This window comes from Pseudomonas sp. FW305-96 (assembly GCF_058783825.1).
Window position 1 is genome coordinate 1 of record NZ_JBYSYW010000056.1, and the last position, 17,694, is coordinate 17,694.

Below are 17,694 nucleotides of genomic sequence, written 5' to 3' on the forward strand. Positions count from 1 at the left end.
GGGCAGGGTGGGGGCGCCGTGGCCATTGAGCTGCTGGCGGGCGCAGTCTACCGCGGTGAACAGCGCCGACCACAGCAGGGCCAGTGCGATGATGCCGAGCAGCGGGGCGTACGGCAGAGTGTCCATGGGCGGCCGTCAGATGTGCAGGATGAATTCGCGGACCAGCTTGCTGCCGAAGTAGGCCAGCATCAGCAGGCAGAAACCGGCCAGGGTCCAGCGGATCGCCTTGTGACCGCGCCAGCCGAGGCGGGTGCGGCCCCACAGCAGCACGCTGAAGACGATCCAGGCGACGCAGGCCAGCAGCGTCTTGTGCACCAGATGCTGGGCGAACAGGTTGTCGAGGAACAGCCAGCCGGATATCAGCGACAGCGACAGCAGCCCCCAGCCGGCCCAGAGGAAGCCGAACAGCAGGCTTTCCATGGTCTGCAGCGGCGGGAAGTTGCGGATCAGTCCGGACGGGTGCTTGTGCTTGAGCTGGTGGTCCTGCAGCAACAGCAGCAGGGCCTGGAACACGGCGATGGTGAACAGGCCGTAGGCCAGGATCGACAGCAGGATATGGGCGAGGATGCCTGGCTCTTCGTTGATCAGCGGCACCGTGCCGGGGGGTGCGAACTGGGCCAGCAGCGCGGTCACCGCACCGAGCGGGAACAGCAGCACCAGCAGGTTCTCCACGGGAATGCTCAGGCAGGCGAGCAGGGTCAAGCCGATCACCGCCACGGCGATCAGGCTGGCGGCGCTGAAGAAGTCGAGGCTCAGGCCCAGGGGCGTGATCAGCTGGAAGAACAGGGCGCCGCCCTGGGCGATGACCGCCAGGGTGCCGAGCAGGCCAAGCAGCCGTTTGTCGGCACGGGCGCCACGGGCCAGGCCGGTGGCCTGGTAGACGGTCGCGGCCAGATAAAGGAAGGCGGCGAGCAGGTTGGGGATGAGGCTGGGTGAAGAGAACATAAGTCCTGGCGTGCAAGCCCTAAAGGGACGGAGTTTGGCATAGAACGCGGTAGGCAAGGAAGACTGCGTATCAATCGCGGGGCAAGCCCGATACCACGGGGCCATGGCCAGGGATAGCCAGCGCATCTGGCCGGTGGTCCCGAGCAAGGTGTGCGCGCAAGGCAGTCTCCGCTATAATCGCCGCCTTGTTGTGCCCAGCGCGAGTGCATTTCCACCTGGGCGCCTGAAAAACCTCGGCTTCACTGGGCCTGAAAGGATCACCATGTTCGAAAACCTGACCGACCGCCTGTCACAGACGCTGCGCCATGTCACCGGCAAGGCCAAGCTGACCGAAGACAACATCAAGGACACGCTGCGCGAAGTGCGCATGGCCCTGCTCGAAGCCGACGTCGCCCTGCCGGTGGTCAAGGATTTCGTCAACAGCATCAAGGAACGTGCGGTCGGCACCGAAGTGTCGCGCAGCCTGACCCCGGGCCAGGCGTTCGTGAAGATCGTCCAGGCCGAGCTGGAAAGCCTCATGGGGGCGGCCAACGAAGAGCTGACCCTCAACGCCGCCCCGCCGGCCGTGGTGCTGATGGCCGGCCTGCAGGGCGCGGGCAAGACCACCACCGCCGGCAAGCTGGCGCGCCACCTGAAAGAACGCAAGAAGAAGAGCGTGATGGTGGTGTCCGCCGACGTCTACCGTCCGGCGGCGATCAAGCAGCTCGAGACGCTGGCCAATGATATCGGCGTGACCTTCTTCCCGTCCGACATCAGTCAGAAGCCGGTGGCCATCGCCGAAGCGGCGATCCGCGAGGCCAAGCTCAAGTTCATCGACGTGGTGATCGTCGATACTGCGGGTCGCCTGCACGTCGACGCCGACATGATGGACGAGATCAAGGCCCTGCACGCCGCGGTCAAGCCGATCGAAACCCTGTTCGTGGTCGACGCCATGACCGGCCAGGATGCCGCCAATACGGCCAAGGCCTTTGGCGATGCGCTGCCGCTGACCGGCGTGGTGCTGACCAAGGTCGACGGTGACGCCCGTGGCGGTGCCGCCCTGTCGGTGCGCGCCATTACCGGCAAGCCGATCAAGTTCATCGGTATGGGCGAGAAGACCGAAGCCCTCGAGCCGTTCCACCCCGACCGGATCGCTTCGCGCATCCTTGGCATGGGTGACGTGCTTAGCCTGATCGAGCAGGCCGAGCAGAACATCGACAAGGAAAAGGCCGACAAACTGGCCAAGAAGTTGAAGAAGGGCAAGGGCTTCGACCTCGAAGACTTCCGCGATCAACTGCAACAGATGAAGAACATGGGCGGCCTTGGCGGCCTCATGGACAAACTGCCGAGCATCGGTGGCGTCAACCTGTCGCAGATGGGCAACGCCCAGGGCGCGGCCGAGAAGCAGTTTAAGCAGATGGAAGCGATCATCAATTCCATGACCCCTGCCGAACGCCGCGACCCTGACCTGATCAGCGGTTCGCGCAAGCGCCGCATCGCCCTCGGTTCCGGCACCCAGGTGCAGGACATTGGCCGGCTGATCAAGCAGCACAAGCAGATGCAGAAGATGATGAAGAAATTCTCCGCCAAGGGCGGCATGGCCAAGATGATGCGCGGCCTTGGTGGGATGCTGCCGGGTGGCGGCATGCCCAAGATGTAAGCGAATCCGGGCGGCGGTTTTTAATATGAAGACCGCCGCCCAGCCCCCGCTTCGGCGGGAACAGTGCCGCCAAATGGCGGCTTAACCGGCAGATCTGAACGGTGGGTCAAGCGCTCGCCGAAAAAGGCATTTGCAAATGTCCGTGTATTCCCCGAGAATATGCGGCCTTTTGGGCACCCGTGTGCCCATTGGGCATTCAGTTTTGCAGCACCGACTATAGGAACGATGTTCACATGGTAACCATTCGTCTGGCCCGTGGCGGCTCGAAAAAGCGCCCATTCTACCACCTGACCGTGACCAACTCGCGTAACGCCCGTGACGGCCGTTTCGTTGAGCGCGTTGGCTTCTTCAACCCGATCGCATCGGGCGCCGAAGTCAAGCTGTCGGTCAACCAAGAGCGCGTCACCTACTGGCTGAGCCAGGGCGCACAGCCGTCTGAGCGTGTTGCTCAGCTGCTGAAGGAAGCTGCCAAGGCTGCAGCCTGAGCAGTATGAACGCGACGCCAGAAAAGGCTGATGACCTCATCGTCGTTGGCAAGATTTTTTCGGTTCACGGCGTTCGCGGCGAGGTGAAGGTGTACTCCTTTACCGATCCGATTGAAAACCTGTTGGATTATCCGCGCTGGACGCTTAGGCACGAAGGCAAGGTAAAGCAGGTCGAGCTGGTCAGCGGTCGTGGCTCCCAAAAGGGCCTGGTCGTGAAATTGAAAGGCCTCGAGGATCGTGACGAAGCCCGTCTTCTGAGCGGTTACGAAATCTGCATCGCGCGGAGCCTTTTGCCCAACCTGGCAGCCGACGAGTACTACTGGTACCAGTTGGAAGGCCTGAAGGTCATCAATCAGGACGAACAGCTGTTCGGCACGATCGATCACCTGTTGGAGACCGGTGCGAACGATGTAATGGTGGTCAAGCCTTGCACAGGCAGCCTGGATGATCGCGAGCGTCTGTTGCCCTATACGGAGCAATGCGTGCTGGCAATCGACCTGCAGGCCGGTGTGATGCGAGTCGAATGGGACGCGGATTTCTAGACGATGGGCAGCCTTCGCGTAGAAGTCATCACGTTGTTCCCCGAGATGTTCTCGGCCATCACGGAGTACGGCATTACCAGCCGTGCGGTGAAACAGGGGTTGCTGCAAGTGACCTGCTGGAACCCGCGGGACTACACCACAGATCGCCACCACACCGTGGATGATCGGCCGTTTGGCGGTGGTCCGGGCATGGTGATGAAGATCAAGCCTCTGGAAGACGCCCTGGTTAGCGCCAGGCAGGCGACTGGAGCTGCGGCAAAGGTGATCTACCTTTCGCCACAAGGCCGCAAGCTGACCCAGCAGGCGGTCAAAGGCTTGGCCGAACAGGAATCGTTGATCCTGATCGCCGGCCGTTATGAAGGCATCGACGAGCGCTTTATCGAGGCTCATGTCGATGAGGAGTGGTCGATTGGCGACTATGTGCTTTCCGGTGGCGAGCTGCCGGCCATGGTGCTGATCGATGCGGTTACGCGGCTGCTGCCCGGAGCTTTAGGGCATGTGGACTCGGCGGAGGAAGACTCTTTCACCGACGGTCTGCTGGATTGCCCGCACTACACCCGACCCGAGGTGTATGCGGATCAGCGTGTACCCGACGTGTTGCTTAGTGGCAACCATGCACATATCCGGCGATGGCGGATGAAGCAGTCCCTTGGTAGGACCTTCGAACGACGCGCCGATCTTCTGGAAAGTCGCTCGCTTTCTGGAGAAGAGAAGAAGCTGCTCGAGGAATACCTCCGCGAGCGGGACGATAGTTAAACGTATCGATGGTGGATCGCGTTATCCATCTTAGGAGCACAGCATGACCAACAAGATCATCCAGCAGCTCGAAGCCGAGCAGATGAGCAAAGAGATCCCGACCTTCGCACCAGGCGACACCATCGTCGTCCAGGTCAAAGTGAAGGAAGGCGACCGCTCGCGTCTGCAGGCGTTCGAAGGCGTCGTTATCGCCAAGCGTAACCGCGGTCTGAACAGCGCCTTCACCGTGCGCAAGATCTCCAGCGGCGTTGGCGTAGAGCGTACCTTCCAGACCTACAGCCCGCAGATCGACAGCCTGGCCGTGAAACGTCGTGGTGACGTGCGTAAAGCCAAGCTGTACTACCTGCGTGACCTGTCCGGTAAAGCAGCTCGCATCAAGGAAAAACTGTCCTGAGTGCAGTTTGTCCGGTGGCCTAGGCCCCGTGCGAGAAAAAGCAGCCTTCGGGCTGCTTTTTTGCGTCTTGAATCTTGCCTTTGCGATGTGACTCCGAGATGACAACCCGAGACCAGGAAATCCAGCGCCGTACCGAACTGTCGGTGACCCGCGTGACCAAGGCGGTGTTCCCCAACACCACCAACCACCACAACACCCTGTTCGGTGGCACGGCCCTGGCGTGGATGGACGAAGTTTCGTTCATCGCCGCCACCCGTTTCTGCCGGCTGCCGCTGGTGACCGTGTCCACCGACCGCATCGACTTCAAGCACCCGATCCCGGCAGGCTCGATCGTCGAGCTGGTGGGGACGGTGATCAAGGTTGGTAACACCAGTCTGCAGGTGCAGGTGGATGTGTTCGTCGAGAACATGTACCTCGATGGACGCGAGCGGGCGATCCATGGCGTGTTCAGCTTCGTCGCCATCGACGAGGACAAGCGTCCGGTGCCGGTGCTGCCTTTGGCCTGATTGCCGATCCCGTATATTCAATGCGCCACAGGCTGTTCGGTCAGCTCCGGTTCCACCAGCGCCACCAGTGTCCAACCCGGCTGTGGCTTGAGCGGGTTGTCCGGGCTGGCCACATGTACCCAGCCTTGCCCGTCCCGGGCGAACAGCAGCGTCGCCCGTGGGCCATGCAACTGCTGGTAGTCGCCCCAGCTGAATGCCTCGGTCAACGTGGTGCTGTACAGCTCGGCACCCTGATGCAGCAGTTTGGCCAGCTGCCCATAGGTCATCGCGCTCGACCCGAGCAATTGCCCGCGATGCTCCTCGCTGGCCCGGTGTTTGTCGCTGCGCTGTTTCTCCAGGCCGCTGGCCAGCACGAAAAGCCGGGCGTGGCCGAAGTCATGACGAAAGCGCGCGCAGGCCAGGGCATTGAGTTCGCCCGCCGGTGACAGCCCCAGCAGATGGCCCAGCCCGACCAGATCGAGGTGAGCGTCGGCATGCTGCGACGCAGGGTTGCCGAAGTAGGTCGGTAGGTTGTCCATGCGAGCGGCGCGGATGTTCTCCCAGCTCGAGTCGGTCAGCAGCACCCGGCAGCCCAGTTGTTGCAGCGCCTTGGCGATGGCGCGCGCAGGTGGGTTGGCGCCGACCAGGAGAAACCCGCTCGGCGCCGGTTCCGCCACCTTCAGCAGGCGTGCCAAGGGCCTTGCGGTGGCGCTTTGCAGGACCACGGTGCCGATGATCACGGCAAAGGTCAGTGGCACCAGCAGCAGCGCGCCCTCATGCCCGGCCTGGTCCAGGCGAATGGCGAAGATGGCCGATACCGCCGCGGCGACGATGCCCCGCGGCGCGATCCAGGCCAGCAGCGCCCGTTCCCGCCAATTCAGCGGCGACCCCAGGGTCGACAGCAACACGTTCAGCGGCCTGGCCAGCAACTGGATTACCAGCAGCAGTGCCAGCACCGCAGGGCCCAAGGCGAGCAGGGCGTGCAGGTCGAGCCGCGCCGCGAGAAGGATGAACAGGCCGGAGATCAGCAGCACGCTGAGGTTCTCCTTGAAGTGCAGGATCTGCCGCACATCCACGCCGGGCATGTTGGCCAGCCACATGCCCATGACCGTGACCGCCAACAGGCCCGATTCATGGACGATCTGGTTGGCGGCGATGAAGATGCCCAGCACCGCGGCCAGCGACGCCAGGTTGTGCAGATACTCCGGCAGCCATTGCTCGCGCATGATCTGCCCGAGCAGCCAGCCTCCAGCGGCGCCGAGCGCGCTGCCGCAGAAAATCACCCCGGCGAAGGTCGCCAGGCTGTGGCTCAGGCCTTCGCCGGCGGCGCTGGCGATGATGAAGCTGTAGACCACCACCGCCAGCAGTGCGCCGATCGGGTCGATGACAATGCCTTCCCAGCGCAGGATATTGGCGATCGTCGCCTTCGGCCGCACCACCCGCAGCATGGGTACGATGACCGTGGGGCCGGTGACCAGGGTCAAGGTGCCGAACAGGATCGCCAGGGGCCAGTCGAAGCCCAGCAGCCAATGGGTGGCCAGGGCGATCACCAGCCAGGTGCTCAGCGCGCCGACGGTGACCAGGCGATGCACCACGCTGCCGATCTCGCGCCATTGCGACAAATGCAGTGTTAGGCTGCCTTCGAACAGGATCAGCGCCACCGCCAGCGATACCAGTGGCATCAGCAGCGGGCCGAACAATGCCTGCGGTTGCAGCCAGCCCAGCACCGGCCCGGCGAGGATGCCGCACAGCAGCAGGAACAGGATCGCCGGCAGTTTCAGGCGCCAGGCCAGCCATTGGCAGAGCAGGGCCGCCGCGCCGATGCCGCCGACACTCAAAAGAATCTGCTGTTCGTTCATGCGGGCTCCCTCTGCATGCCATGTTGTGAAAGACTAAGCGTCATTTCGTCGTTTGCCACCGAGTTTTCATGCCAGCACTGGACCACCCGCTGATCGACCAGTTCCTCGATGCCTTGTGGCTGGAAAAGGGGCTTTCCGACAACACCCGCGCTTCCTACCGCAGTGACCTGGCCTTGTTCAACGGCTGGCTGCAGGAAAAGCACGTGCTGTTGCCCGATGCCGGCCGCGAACTGATCCTCGATCACCTGGCCTGGCGCTTCGACCAAGGCTACAAGCCTCGCTCCACCGCGCGCTTCCTGTCCGGGGTGCGCGGCTTTTTCCGTTACTTGCTGCGCGAGCGGTTGATCGCCGTCGATCCGACCTTGCAGGTGGACATGCCGCAACTGGGCCGGCCACTGCCCAAGTCGCTGTCGGAGGCCGATGTCGAAGCATTGCTGCAGGCCCCGGATCGCGGTGAGGCGATCGGCCAGCGCGACCGCGCCATGCTCGAAGTGCTCTATGCCTGCGGTTTGCGAGTGACCGAACTGGTCAGCCTGACCTTGGACCAGGTCAACCTGCGCCAGGGCGTGCTGCGGGTCATGGGCAAGGGCAGCAAGGAGCGCCTGGTGCCGATGGGCGAGGAAGCGGTGGTGTGGATCGAGCGCTACCTGCGCGATGGCCGCGCCGAGTTGCTGGGCGGCCGCCCCAGTGACGTGCTGTTCCCCAGCCAGCGCGGCGAGCAGATGACCCGCCAGACCTTCTGGCACCGCATCAAGCACCACGCGCGGGTGGCCGGGATCGGCAAGCCGCTGTCCCCGCACACGCTGCGCCACGCCTTTGCCACGCACCTGCTCAACCATGGCGCCGACCTGCGTGTGGTGCAGATGCTGCTGGGGCACAGCGACCTGTCCACCACGCAGATCTACACCCATGTCGCCAAGGCCCGCCTGCAACAGCTGCATGCCGAACACCACCCCCGTGGATGAATGATGTTCATGTTCCGCCGACTGGTGCCTGAGTACCCCTACTGCGCCAGTCTGTTGTGGTAGGCTTGGACGGTTTGTTGCAAGGGCCGACCGTTCGCCGCCCGCCAGGGCTGGGCGACGTCCCCACGGCCCCGTCCGCCTTCAGGAGTACCCCATGCGCGTGACCCAGATTTTCGCCGCCGCCGCCTTGGCGCTGGCCAGTACCTTTGCCGTTGCCGCGGCTACCGATGGCAATGCCGGTGCCGAGCAGGCGATCCGCAAATCGTTGCAGAACCTCCAGTTGGAGGTGCCGATCGAAAGCGTTGCCAGCAGTCCGCTCAACGGCCTGTACGAGGTCAAGCTGCAAGGCGGCCGCGTGCTGTACGCCAGCGCCGACGGCCAGTTCGTCATGCAGGGCTACCTGTTCCAGATCCAGGACGGCAAGCCGGTCAACCTCACCGAGAAGACCGAGCGCCAGGGCATCGCCAAATTGATCAACGGTATTCCGGCCGGCGAGATGGTGGTCTACCCGGCCAAGGGCGAGACCAAGTCGCACATCACCGTGTTCACCGACACCACCTGCCCGTACTGCCACAAGCTGCACGCCGAGGTGCCGGAGCTCAACCGCCGCGGTATCGAAGTGCGTTACGTCGCCTTCCCGCGCCAGGGCCTGGGTTCGCCGGGCGACGAGCAGTTGCAGGCCGTCTGGTGCTCCAGCGACCGTCGCGCGGCGCTGGACAAGATGGTCGATGGCAAAGAGATCAAGGCTGCCAAGTGCGCCAACCCGGTCAGCAAGCAGTTCCAGCTGGGCCAGTCGATTGGTGTAAATGGCACGCCGGCGATCGTTCTACAGAATGGCCAGGTGATTCCGGGCTACCAGCCGGCACCGCAAGTGGCCAAGCTGGCCCTGGCCGAGAGCAAGTAATCAATTCAGTACGCCGTCGTCATGGGGTGACGGCATGTTTCACGGTCGGCGCAGATGCCGGCCGTTCTATGGGGAGTTCACAGTGAAACCGGTCAAAGTAGGCATCTGTGGGTTGGGGACCGTCGGTGGCGGAACCTTCAATGTACTTCAGCGCAACGCCGAGGAGATCGCCCGCCGTGCCGGGCGCGGTATTGAAGTGGCACAGATTGCCATGCGCTCGCAGAACCCGAACTGCCAGATTACCGGTACCCCCATTACCGCTGATGTGTTCGAAGTCGCGAGCAACCCCGAGATCGATATCGTCATCGAGCTGATCGGCGGATACACCATAGCCCGCGACCTGGTGCTCAAGGCCATTGAAAACGGCAAGCACGTGGTCACCGCCAACAAGGCGCTGATCGCCGTGCACGGCAACGAGATCTTTGCCAAGGCCCGCGAGAAGGGCGTCATCGTCGCCTTCGAAGCTGCCGTGGCCGGTGGCATCCCGGTGATCAAGGCGATCCGCGAGGGCCTGTCGGCCAACCGCATCAACTGGCTGGCCGGGATCATCAACGGTACCGGCAACTTCATCCTCACCGAAATGCGCGACAAGGGCCGTGCCTTTCCCGATGTGCTGGCCGAAGCGCAGGCGCTGGGCTACGCCGAGGCCGACCCGACCTTCGACGTCGAAGGCATCGACGCCGCGCACAAGCTGACCATCCTGGCGTCCATCGCCTTCGGTATCCCGCTGCAGTTCGACAAGGCCTACACCGAAGGCATCACCCAGCTGACCACCGCTGACGTGAACTATGCCGAGGCCCTGGGCTATCGTATCAAGCACCTGGGCGTGGCCCGTCGCACCGCCGACGGCATCGAGCTGCGTGTGCACCCGACGCTGATCCCCAACGATCGCCTGATCGCCAACGTCAATGGCGTGATGAACGCGGTGATGGTCAATGGCGACGCCGCCGGCTCCACCTTGTACTACGGCGCCGGTGCCGGCATGGAGCCGACTGCCTCGTCGGTGGTCGCCGACCTGGTCGATGTGGTTCGCGCCATGACCTCCGACCCGGAGAACCGTGTACCGCACCTGGCCTTCCAGCCAGATGCGCTGTCGGCCCATCCGATCCTGCCGATCGAAGCCTGCGAAAGCGCCTACTACCTGCGTATCCAGGCCAAGGACCACCCGGGCGTGCTGGCGCAGGTCGCCAGTATCCTCTCGGAGCGCGGTATCAACATCGAGTCGATCATGCAGAAGGAAGCCGAGGAGCAGGATGGCCTGGTACCGATGATCCTGCTGACCCACCGTGTGGTCGAGCAGCGCATCGACGACGCCATCGTCGCCCTGGAAGCGCTCCAGGACGTGGTCGGCAAGGTCGTGCGTATCCGCGTCGAACAGCTCAATTAATTCCGGTGGCGGGCCGTGACGGCGGCCCGCGCCCAGCATCGAAGGTTTGCATCCATGCGCTATATCAGTACCCGCGGCCAGGCTCCGGCCCTGAACTTCGAAGACGTCCTGCTGGCTGGCCTGGCCAGCGACGGCGGGCTGTACGTTCCCGAGAACCTGCCACGCTTCACCCAGGAAGAGATTGCCTCCTGGGCTGGCCTGCCGTATCACGAGCTGGCCTTCCGGGTGATGCGCCCGTTCGTCGAAGGCAGCATCGCCGACGCCGATTTCAAGAAGATTCTAGAAGAGACCTACGGCAACTTCGCCCATGCTGCGGTCGCCCCGCTGCGCCAGCTCAACGGCAACGAGTGGGTGATGGAGCTGTTCCACGGCCCGACCCTGGCCTTCAAGGACTTCGCCCTGCAACTGCTCGGCCGCCTGCTCGACCACGTGCTGGTCAAGCGCGGCGAGCGCGTGGTGATCGTCGGTGCCACCAGCGGTGACACCGGCTCGGCCGCCATCGAAGGCTGCCGCCGTTGCGACAACGTCGACATCTTCATCCTGCACCCGCACCAGCGCGTGTCGGAAGTGCAGCGCCGGCAGATGACCACCATCCTTGGCGACAACATCCACAACATTGCCATCGAAGGCAACTTCGACGACTGCCAGGAGATGGTCAAGGCCAGCTTCGCCGATCAGTCCTTCCTCAAGGGTACCCGCCTGGTGGCGGTCAACTCGATCAACTGGGCACGGATCATGGCCCAGATCGTCTACTATTTCCACGCCGCGCTGCAGCTCGGCGGCCCGGCGCGTTCGGTGGCGTTCTCGGTGCCGACCGGCAACTTCGGCGACATCTTCGCCGGTTACCTGGCGCGCAACATGGGCCTGCCAATCAGCCAACTGGTGGTGGCGACCAACCGCAACGACATCCTGCACCGTTTCATGAGCGGCAACCAGTACGTCAAGGACGCCCTGCACCCGACCCTGTCGCCGTCGATGGACATCATGGTCTCGTCCAACTTCGAGCGTCTGCTGTTCGACCTGCATGGGCGTAACGGCGCGGCCGTTGCCCAGCTGATGGACACCTTCAGACAGGGTGGCGGCTTCAGCGTCGAGCAGGACCGCTGGACTGAGGCGCGCAAGCTGTTCGACTCGCTGGCAGTGACCGATGAACAGACCTGCGAGACCATCGCCGAGGTCTTCCAGAGCACCGGTGAAGTCCTCGACCCGCACACCGCGATCGGCGTCAAGGCTGCCCGTGAATGCCGCCGCAGCCTGGACACCCCGATGGTGGTGCTGGGTACCGCGCATCCGGTCAAGTTCCCCGAGGCGGTGGAGAAGGCCGGTGTCGACAAGGCCCTGGAGCTGCCGGCGCACCTGAGCGACCTGTTCGGACGTGAGGAGCGTTGCACCGTGCTGGCCAACGACCTGAAGGCCGTGCAGGCCTTTGTCAGCCAGCATGGCAATCGCGGCAAGCCGCTGTAAACTGACACCGTCCACAGGAAAGCCCGTCTTGCACGGGCTTTTTTGTGGGCGCAAGACGCACGGCAGCGGATTTCAGATTTTTCCCATGTAGTTCGATGGATACCCTTACTAAAGTGGCGCTCTGACCAAGCAGACACGGCTCCAGGGGGAGGCTCATGCATCAGCTCAATGTCCTTATCCACCAGGCTCGGCCCTACTATCAGATGCTCTTGCATCAGGCCTTCAATGCCCAGGGTGTGTACAACGTACGGCTCACCGATGACGTGCCGGCAGCCACGGCCAACATCACACAAGGGCAGCGGCCCGTTGATGTGCTGGTGCTCGACCAGGGGATGCCAAGCCGTCATGCCCGGCGCCTGTTCAAGTACCTGGTGCAGGCTTCCTGCGCGGGTGGGTTGCTGTTTGTCGGCTATGGCGACGCGGGGGGCATCGACCTGGCGCTCGAGGCCCGCAAACAGGGCTTGAATGTCCTGGCCGAGCTGCCCTGGCCGATGTCAATGGTGGGCCTGGAGCAGGCGCTCGGGCGCCTGTAGCCTGACCTTCGGCAAGCAAAGGGTGGGCGGAGCATCGAAACTGTCATGTTGGTCGCGGATGCTCGTGATGACGGGCCTGGCGAACTTTCCGCCGGCCCCGATGGTCAGTTTTCTTACCCTAGCCAGCGAGTGATCCGGATGGAAAGAATCTGCAGACTGCTCAACGATGCCCTGACCCCTTACCAGGCCGAGCTTGGACCGACCGATAACCGTGGCCGCCGCCACCTGAGTGTTCACGATGAGCACGGTTTGCCGATTTTGCGGCGTACCGTTTGCGAGCGAGAGCTGATAGAACAGCAATTGCTGGTCGGTCTGGTCGATGGCCTGCACCGTGACCTGCAGATTGCCGAAGGCCGTCTGCAACCCTGTGTGATCGCCGCCTTGCAGCATCAGAGGCAAATGCAGGGAACCTTTGCCTGACCGGCCCGTCAGACTCAGCAAGGGCAACCTGACGGTGCTTTGCTCCGGTGCCATCCAGGCTGTCACTGGAAGTCCCTGGGACTTTCGCTTGACCCCGGTCGTCTTCCCCAGCGGCCGGGGTTTCTTTTGCCTTGAATTCACCTGCACCCTGTCAGGTGCCACTGCTGATCTGCACGGGTCAGTTCAGCGCACCGGCGCTTCGCCCTGCTCGAAAAAATGCCGGGCCTGGCCCAGATAATCTTCCTGCAGCTCCGGATCCAGCCAGCGGGCATACAGGCCTGGCAACGTATCGCGGCGCAGCATCGGCAGCAGCTGGTCGATATTGGCGATCGCCTCGCGTCCCAAGGCTGTGTCCGAGCAGCCTACATGGAGGAACTGGTAGCGGTTGACGCCACGGATGGGGTAGAAGCGGTAATCGTCCAGCGAGCCATTCTGCTGCTGGATCAGGTAGCGAACCTCTGGCCAGTAGCCGAGCACCAGTTGCAGGCGCCCCAATTGTTGCATCTCCAGCAGGCTGGCGGTGGCATCGTTGCCGTAGTGGCGGCTGAAGGCGCTGTCAGGCAACTGCTTCAGGACATCATCGACCTGCATGCTGTAGCTGCGCTCTGCGACGATGCCGAGCTTGAGCCGGGTCTGGGTCAGCAGCCGCTGAAGATCCACCTGTTGTCCGTCCAGATAAGGCTCCAGCAGCGCCTGGTCGTGCTTGCGCACCACCAGGCCACTGCTCAGTACGCCCAGCGATGGCTGGGAGAAATGCACGTACCTGGCACGTTCGGGCGTCCAGAGCAGGGTCGGGTCGCAAGTGAAACTGTGCTCCTGGAGCATCTGGATGCCGCGGGCGCGATTGACTCGGACGATCTGGTGGTCGTACTTGGGCATCTGCGCGATCAGCTTGGGCAACAATTGGTCGATCACGCCCTGGCCTTTGGCCGGCCCTTCGAAAATGGTGAACGGCGGCAGGTCACGGACCAGCCACAGCAGGCGCTCTCTGGCCTCGGCCAATTGTGCCGCGAGCGCGCTGAATACCAGGCAGAGCAGCAGGGGCAGGTGGCGGATGCGCATGGGCCGCGGATCAGACCGTACCGGCCGCGCGCAGGCGGGCAATGGCGGCTGCGTCGTAGCCCAGGCTGGCCAGTAGCGGCGTCGTATGTTCACCCAGGGCCGGTCCGACCCATTCGGCGCTGCCGGGGGTGTCGGACAGCTTGGGCACGATACCCGGCATCTTGAACGGCTTGCCGTCCGGCAGTCGGGCCTGGAGGAACATCTCGCGGGCGAGGAATTGCGGGTCGCCCAGCATGTCCTGGGCGGAGTAGATCCGGCTGGCCGGTACCTCGGCGTCGTTGAGCACCTGCATCACTTTGTCCAGCGGCAGGCCGTTGGCCCAGCGGTCGATGACGCCGTACAGCTCGTCGCGGCGGGCATCGCGGCCATCGTTGGTGGCCAGGGCGGCATCGTTGGCCAGGTCGTCGCGGCCGATGGCTTGCATGAAGCGCTTGAAGATCGCATCGCCATTGGCGCCGATCTGTACGTGCCGGCCATCGGCGGTGGTATGGATGCAGGAAGGGGTGATACCCGGCATGATGTTGCCGGTGCGCTCGCGGATAAAGCCGAACACGTCGAACTCCGGCACCATGCTCTCCATCATGGCGAAGATGGCTTCGTACAGCGCCACATCCACGACTTGGCCGTCGCCACCGTTGACTTCGCGATGACGCAAGGCCATCAGCGCGCCGATTACGCCCCAAAGGGCGGCAATGGAGTCGCCGATGGAAATCCCCGTGCGCACCGGTGGGCGATCCTCGAAGCCGGTGATGTAGCGCAACCCGCCCATGGATTCGCCAACCGCGCCGAAGCCCGGTTGGTCCTTCATCGGGCCGGTCTGGCCAAACCCCGACAGGCGCACCATCACCAGGCGTGGGTTGAGGGCGTGCAGCACGTCCCAGCCCAGGCCGAGCTTTTCCAGCACACCGGGGCGGAAGTTCTCGATCAGGATGTCGGCCTCGGCCAGCAGGCGCTTGAGCACTTCGCGGCCTTCAGGATGCTTGAGGTTGAGGGTCAGTGATTGCTTGTTGCGCGCCTGGACGAACCACCACAGTGACGTGCCCTCGTACAGCTTGCGCCATTTGCGCAGCGGGTCGCCGCCATCGGGCGACTCGACCTTGATTACCTCTGCACCGAATTCGGCGCAGATCCGCGAGGCGAACGGGCCGGCGATCAAGGTGCCGAGCTCGATGACTTTCAGGCCGGCGAGAGGTTTGCTGGGCATTGTCATGGGGCATCCGTGGAGGCTGGGCGTGAGCGCAGGTTGTATCACAGCTCGGCGGCGGCAGGTATATCGGCGTTGTCTGATCCGGCGCTGGCGCCCGGGATCAGTTAGACTGTGCGACTTTCCCCCGCAAGAAGCCTATCGCCCATGGCCCAGCCGTCCACAACCTACAAGTTCGAACTGAATCTGACCGACCTCGACCGCGGCGTGTACGAGAATGTCCGCCAGACCATCGCCCGCCACCCTTCGGAAACCGAAGAACGCATGGCCGTGCGCCTGCTGGGCTATGCCCTCTGGTACAACGAGCAGCTGTCCTTCGGTCGCGGCCTGTCGGACGTCGATGAGGCGGCCCTGTGGGAAAAAAGCCTGGACGATCGCATCCTGCACTGGATCGAAGTTGGCCAGCCTGACGCCGACCGCCTGACCTGGTGCTCGCGGCGTACCGAGCGCACCAGCCTGCTGACCTACGGCAGCTTGCGGGTGTGGGAGACCAAGGTGCTTGGCGCGGTCAAGGGCCTGAAGAACCTGAGCATTGCCGCTGTGCCGCAGGAGGTGCTGGAAGTCCTCGCCACCGATATGCCGCGTACCATCAAGTGGGACGTGATGATCAGCGAAGGCACGGTGTTCGTCACCGACGACCGTGGCCAGCACGAAGTGCAGTTGCAATGGTTGCTTGGCGAGCGCGGCTGACCTGAACCAAAGCGGAATTGCGAAGACCCCATGCGTATCGAACCACGTCCCCTGCCGTCGCCCCTGCCTTTGCTGGGCAACCTGCCACCCTTGTTGACCCGTCTCTATGCCGCCCGTGGCGTGCAGTCCGAAGCCGAACTGGACAAGGGCCTGGCCCGCCTGTTGCCGTACCAGCAACTCAAGGGCATCGAGGCGGCGGTGGAGCTGCTGGTCGAGGCGCTCGACCAGCGCCAGCGTATTCTCATTGTCGGCGATTTCGACGCCGACGGTGCCACCGCCAGCACGGTCGGCGTGCTGGGTTTGCGCTTGCTGGGCGCGGCCCATGTCGACTACCTGGTGCCCAACCGCTTCGAATATGGCTATGGCCTGACCCCGGAGATCGTCGCGGTCGCGCTCGAGCGCCAGCCGCAATTGCTGATCACTGTGGACAACGGTATTTCCAGCATCGATGGCGTGGCCGCAGCCAAGGCCGCCGGGCTCAAGGTGCTGGTCACCGACCACCACCTGCCGGGCGAGCAGTTGCCGGCCGCCGATGCCATCGTCAATCCCAACCAGCCGGGTTGTGCGTTCCCCAGCAAGTCACTGGCCGGTGTCGGCGTGATCTTCTACGTGCTGATGGCCCTGCGTGCGCGGTTGCGCAGCCTGGGGCGCTACGAAACGCAGCCGCAGCCGAATATCGGCGAATTGCTCGACCTGGTGGCATTGGGCAGCGTCGCCGACGTGGTGCCGCTGGATGCCAATAACCGCATCCTGGTGCATCAGGGGCTGGAGCGTATTCGCGCCGGCCGCGCCCGCCCCGGGCTGAAGGCGATTCTCGAGGTGGCACGGCGCGACCACAAGCGCATCACTTCCACCGACCTTGGCTTCATCCTTGGCCCTCGGCTCAATGCTGCCGGGCGCCTGGACGACATGAGTCTGGGCATCGAATGCCTGTTGTGCGAAGACGCGACCCTGGCGCTGGACATGGCCCAACAGCTGGATGGCCTGAACCAGGACCGCAAGTCCATCGAGCAGGGCATGCAGCGCGAGGCCCTGGCCCAGCTCAAGGACCTGCCGGTCGAGTCCATGCCTTATGGCTTGTGCCTGTTCGACGCCGACTGGCACCAGGGGGTGATCGGCATCCTCGCCTCGCGCCTGAAAGAGCGTTACCACCGCCCGACCATCGCCTTTGCCGATGCGGGGGAAGGGGTGCTGAAGGGCTCGGCGCGTTCGGTGCCGGGGTTCCATATCCGTGACGCACTGGACGCCGTGGCGGCGCGGCATCCGAGCTTGATCAGCAAGTTCGGCGGGCATGCCATGGCGGCGGGGCTGTCCTTGCCGGCCGACAATTTCCCAGCGTTTGCCGAGGCGTTCGACGATGAGGTGCGGCGGCAGTTGCGTGAGGAAGACCTGACCGGGCGGTTGTTGTCGGATGGCACCCTGGCGGTGGAGGAGTTCCACCTGGATCTGGCGCGGGCATTGCGCAACGCCGGGCCCTGGGGGCAGCACTTTCCCGAGCCGCTGTTCCACGGGGTGTTCCAGCTGGTCGAGCAGCGGGTCGTCGGGGAGCGGCATCTGAAAGTGGTGCTCAAGAGCGAGTGTGGGGCGGTGCGGTTGGATGGGATTGCCTTTGGGATTGACCGGGAGGTCTGGCCGAATCCTACAGTGCGGTGGGTGGAGTTGGCTTACAAGTTGGATGTGAATGAGTTTCGGGGGAATGAGAGTGTGCAGTTGATGATTGCGCATATGGAAGCGCGGTGATCTTTTGTTGAATTGCTGGGTTTTTGGGTTTTTGGTGGTTTTGAAGTTGTATGCGCATTCATTTGCGATGGCGACGCATAGTCACCTTTCCGCCCTTACGGCGGGTCCCTTTTTGAAGGATCAAAAAGGAACCAAAAAATCCACGCTCCATTCATCCGGCCCTCCGCTTCGCTCCGGGTTCCCTCACTCCGGCCTTGCTCCCGGGAGGACCGCGCTGAAC

At 63.5% G+C, this 17,694-nt stretch carries 18 protein-coding genes; 14 read left to right on the forward strand and 4 right to left on the reverse strand.

What is annotated here, in order from left to right:
- Window positions 1–135: 135 nt before the first annotated feature.
- The gene (locus tag AC3WL2_RS25280) at window positions 136–945 is read right to left on the reverse strand and encodes a cytochrome C assembly family protein (protein ID WP_102685316.1); all 810 of its coding nucleotides are present in this window, start codon (window positions 943–945) and stop codon (window positions 136–138) included.
- A 262-nt stretch (window positions 946–1,207) separates the two neighbouring features.
- Between AC3WL2_RS25280 and ffh the strand changes: the two genes are divergently transcribed.
- From ffh to AC3WL2_RS25310, 6 genes are all read left to right on the forward strand, one after another.
- Window positions 1,208–2,584, forward strand: coding sequence for a signal recognition particle protein (gene ffh, locus AC3WL2_RS25285; protein ID WP_023629809.1), 1,377 nt, complete (start codon window positions 1,208–1,210; stop codon window positions 2,582–2,584).
- 233 nt (window positions 2,585–2,817) lie between these two features.
- Window positions 2,818–3,069, forward strand: a complete 252-nt coding sequence (rpsP, locus tag AC3WL2_RS25290) for a 30S ribosomal protein S16 (RefSeq protein WP_011535318.1) — start codon at window positions 2,818–2,820, stop codon at window positions 3,067–3,069.
- A 5-nt stretch (window positions 3,070–3,074) separates the two neighbouring features.
- Window positions 3,075–3,611, forward strand: a complete 537-nt coding sequence (rimM, locus tag AC3WL2_RS25295; RefSeq protein ID WP_023629810.1) for a ribosome maturation factor RimM — start codon at window positions 3,075–3,077, stop codon at window positions 3,609–3,611.
- Window positions 3,612–3,614: 3 nt separating this feature from the next.
- Complete coding sequence (trmD, locus tag AC3WL2_RS25300; RefSeq protein WP_023629811.1) at window positions 3,615–4,367, forward strand: tRNA (guanosine(37)-N1)-methyltransferase TrmD; 753 nt, start codon at window positions 3,615–3,617, stop codon at window positions 4,365–4,367.
- A 43-nt stretch (window positions 4,368–4,410) separates the two neighbouring features.
- A complete protein-coding gene (rplS, locus tag AC3WL2_RS25305) occupies window positions 4,411–4,761 on the forward strand; it encodes a 50S ribosomal protein L19 (RefSeq protein WP_023629812.1) in 351 nt (116 codons plus the stop codon).
- 98 nt (window positions 4,762–4,859) lie between these two features.
- Window positions 4,860–5,267 (forward strand): acyl-CoA thioesterase, encoded by a 408-nt coding sequence (locus AC3WL2_RS25310; protein ID WP_023629813.1) that lies wholly within the window; start codon window positions 4,860–4,862, stop codon window positions 5,265–5,267.
- A 17-nt stretch (window positions 5,268–5,284) separates the two neighbouring features.
- On the opposite strand, the gene AC3WL2_RS25315 is transcribed toward AC3WL2_RS25310, so the two are convergent.
- Window positions 5,285–7,105: a cation:proton antiporter gene (locus tag AC3WL2_RS25315; RefSeq protein WP_102685317.1), complete on the reverse strand. Its 1,821-nt coding sequence runs from the start codon at window positions 7,103–7,105 to the stop codon at window positions 5,285–5,287.
- Between the two features lie 68 nt (window positions 7,106–7,173).
- Between AC3WL2_RS25315 and xerD the strand changes: the two genes are divergently transcribed.
- The 6 genes from xerD (at window position 7,174) to AC3WL2_RS25345 (ending at window position 12,778) form a co-directional block, all read left to right on the forward strand.
- Window positions 7,174–8,070: a site-specific tyrosine recombinase XerD gene (gene xerD, locus AC3WL2_RS25320; protein ID WP_102685318.1), complete on the forward strand. Its 897-nt coding sequence runs from the start codon at window positions 7,174–7,176 to the stop codon at window positions 8,068–8,070.
- A 154-nt stretch (window positions 8,071–8,224) separates the two neighbouring features.
- A complete protein-coding gene (locus AC3WL2_RS25325; protein WP_102685319.1) occupies window positions 8,225–8,974 on the forward strand; it encodes a thioredoxin fold domain-containing protein in 750 nt (249 codons plus the stop codon).
- Window positions 8,975–9,056: 82 nt separating this feature from the next.
- Entirely contained in the window at window positions 9,057–10,361 is a 1,305-nt protein-coding gene (locus AC3WL2_RS25330; protein ID WP_023630110.1) for a homoserine dehydrogenase, read from the forward strand.
- Between the two features lie 54 nt (window positions 10,362–10,415).
- Entirely contained in the window at window positions 10,416–11,825 is a 1,410-nt protein-coding gene (gene thrC, locus AC3WL2_RS25335) for a threonine synthase (RefSeq protein ID WP_102685320.1), read from the forward strand.
- A 155-nt stretch (window positions 11,826–11,980) separates the two neighbouring features.
- Window positions 11,981–12,358, forward strand: coding sequence for an ANTAR domain-containing protein (locus AC3WL2_RS25340; protein ID WP_102685321.1), 378 nt, complete (start codon window positions 11,981–11,983; stop codon window positions 12,356–12,358).
- A 138-nt stretch (window positions 12,359–12,496) separates the two neighbouring features.
- The gene (locus AC3WL2_RS25345) at window positions 12,497–12,778 is read left to right on the forward strand and encodes a DUF3509 domain-containing protein (protein WP_102685326.1); all 282 of its coding nucleotides are present in this window, start codon (window positions 12,497–12,499) and stop codon (window positions 12,776–12,778) included.
- 183 nt (window positions 12,779–12,961) lie between these two features.
- Here AC3WL2_RS25345 and AC3WL2_RS25350 read toward each other — a convergent pair whose 3' ends face one another.
- Together AC3WL2_RS25350 and AC3WL2_RS25355 are read right to left on the reverse strand one after the other, a co-directional pair.
- Window positions 12,962–13,840, reverse strand: coding sequence for a TIGR02285 family protein (locus tag AC3WL2_RS25350; RefSeq protein ID WP_102685322.1), 879 nt, complete (start codon window positions 13,838–13,840; stop codon window positions 12,962–12,964).
- Window positions 13,841–13,850: 10 nt separating this feature from the next.
- Entirely contained in the window at window positions 13,851–15,050 is a 1,200-nt protein-coding gene (locus tag AC3WL2_RS25355; protein ID WP_102685323.1) for a CaiB/BaiF CoA transferase family protein, read from the reverse strand.
- A gap of 141 nt (window positions 15,051–15,191) precedes the next feature.
- Between AC3WL2_RS25355 and AC3WL2_RS25360 the strand changes: the two genes are divergently transcribed.
- Entirely contained in the window at window positions 15,192–15,734 is a 543-nt protein-coding gene (locus tag AC3WL2_RS25360) for a YaeQ family protein (RefSeq protein WP_102685324.1), read from the forward strand.
- Between the two features lie 30 nt (window positions 15,735–15,764).
- Window positions 15,765–17,474 (forward strand): single-stranded-DNA-specific exonuclease RecJ, encoded by a 1,710-nt coding sequence (gene recJ / locus AC3WL2_RS25365; RefSeq protein WP_102685325.1) that lies wholly within the window; start codon window positions 15,765–15,767, stop codon window positions 17,472–17,474.
- The last annotated feature ends 220 nt before the right edge of the window (window positions 17,475–17,694 follow it).

Bases quoted from the DNA above. Each gene is read 5' to 3' on its own strand.
- AC3WL2_RS25360 (WP_102685324.1), top strand. From the start codon at position 15,192: ATGGCCCAGCCGTCCACAACCTACAAGTTCGAACTGAATCTGACCGAC.
- rimM (WP_023629810.1), top strand. From the start codon at position 3,075: ATGAACGCGACGCCAGAAAAGGCTGATGACCTCATCGTCGTTGGCAAG.
- AC3WL2_RS25350 (WP_102685322.1), bottom strand. From the start codon at position 13,840: ATGCGCATCCGCCACCTGCCCCTGCTGCTCTGCCTGGTATTCAGCGCG.
- thrC (WP_102685320.1), top strand. From the start codon at position 10,416: ATGCGCTATATCAGTACCCGCGGCCAGGCTCCGGCCCTGAACTTCGAA.
- AC3WL2_RS25340 (WP_102685321.1), top strand. From the start codon at position 11,981: ATGCATCAGCTCAATGTCCTTATCCACCAGGCTCGGCCCTACTATCAG.
- ffh (WP_023629809.1), top strand. From the start codon at position 1,208: ATGTTCGAAAACCTGACCGACCGCCTGTCACAGACGCTGCGCCATGTC.
- recJ (WP_102685325.1), top strand. From the start codon at position 15,765: ATGCGTATCGAACCACGTCCCCTGCCGTCGCCCCTGCCTTTGCTGGGC.
- AC3WL2_RS25310 (WP_023629813.1), top strand. From the start codon at position 4,860: ATGACAACCCGAGACCAGGAAATCCAGCGCCGTACCGAACTGTCGGTG.
- AC3WL2_RS25280 (WP_102685316.1), bottom strand. From the start codon at position 945: ATGTTCTCTTCACCCAGCCTCATCCCCAACCTGCTCGCCGCCTTCCTT.
- AC3WL2_RS25355 (WP_102685323.1), bottom strand. From the start codon at position 15,050: ATGACAATGCCCAGCAAACCTCTCGCCGGCCTGAAAGTCATCGAGCTC.
- AC3WL2_RS25325 (WP_102685319.1), top strand. From the start codon at position 8,225: ATGCGCGTGACCCAGATTTTCGCCGCCGCCGCCTTGGCGCTGGCCAGT.
- AC3WL2_RS25315 (WP_102685317.1), bottom strand. From the start codon at position 7,105: ATGAACGAACAGCAGATTCTTTTGAGTGTCGGCGGCATCGGCGCGGCG.
- rplS (WP_023629812.1), top strand. From the start codon at position 4,411: ATGACCAACAAGATCATCCAGCAGCTCGAAGCCGAGCAGATGAGCAAA.
- AC3WL2_RS25345 (WP_102685326.1), top strand. From the start codon at position 12,497: ATGGAAAGAATCTGCAGACTGCTCAACGATGCCCTGACCCCTTACCAG.
- rpsP (WP_011535318.1), top strand. From the start codon at position 2,818: ATGGTAACCATTCGTCTGGCCCGTGGCGGCTCGAAAAAGCGCCCATTC.
- trmD (WP_023629811.1), top strand. From the start codon at position 3,615: ATGGGCAGCCTTCGCGTAGAAGTCATCACGTTGTTCCCCGAGATGTTC.
- xerD (WP_102685318.1), top strand. From the start codon at position 7,174: ATGCCAGCACTGGACCACCCGCTGATCGACCAGTTCCTCGATGCCTTG.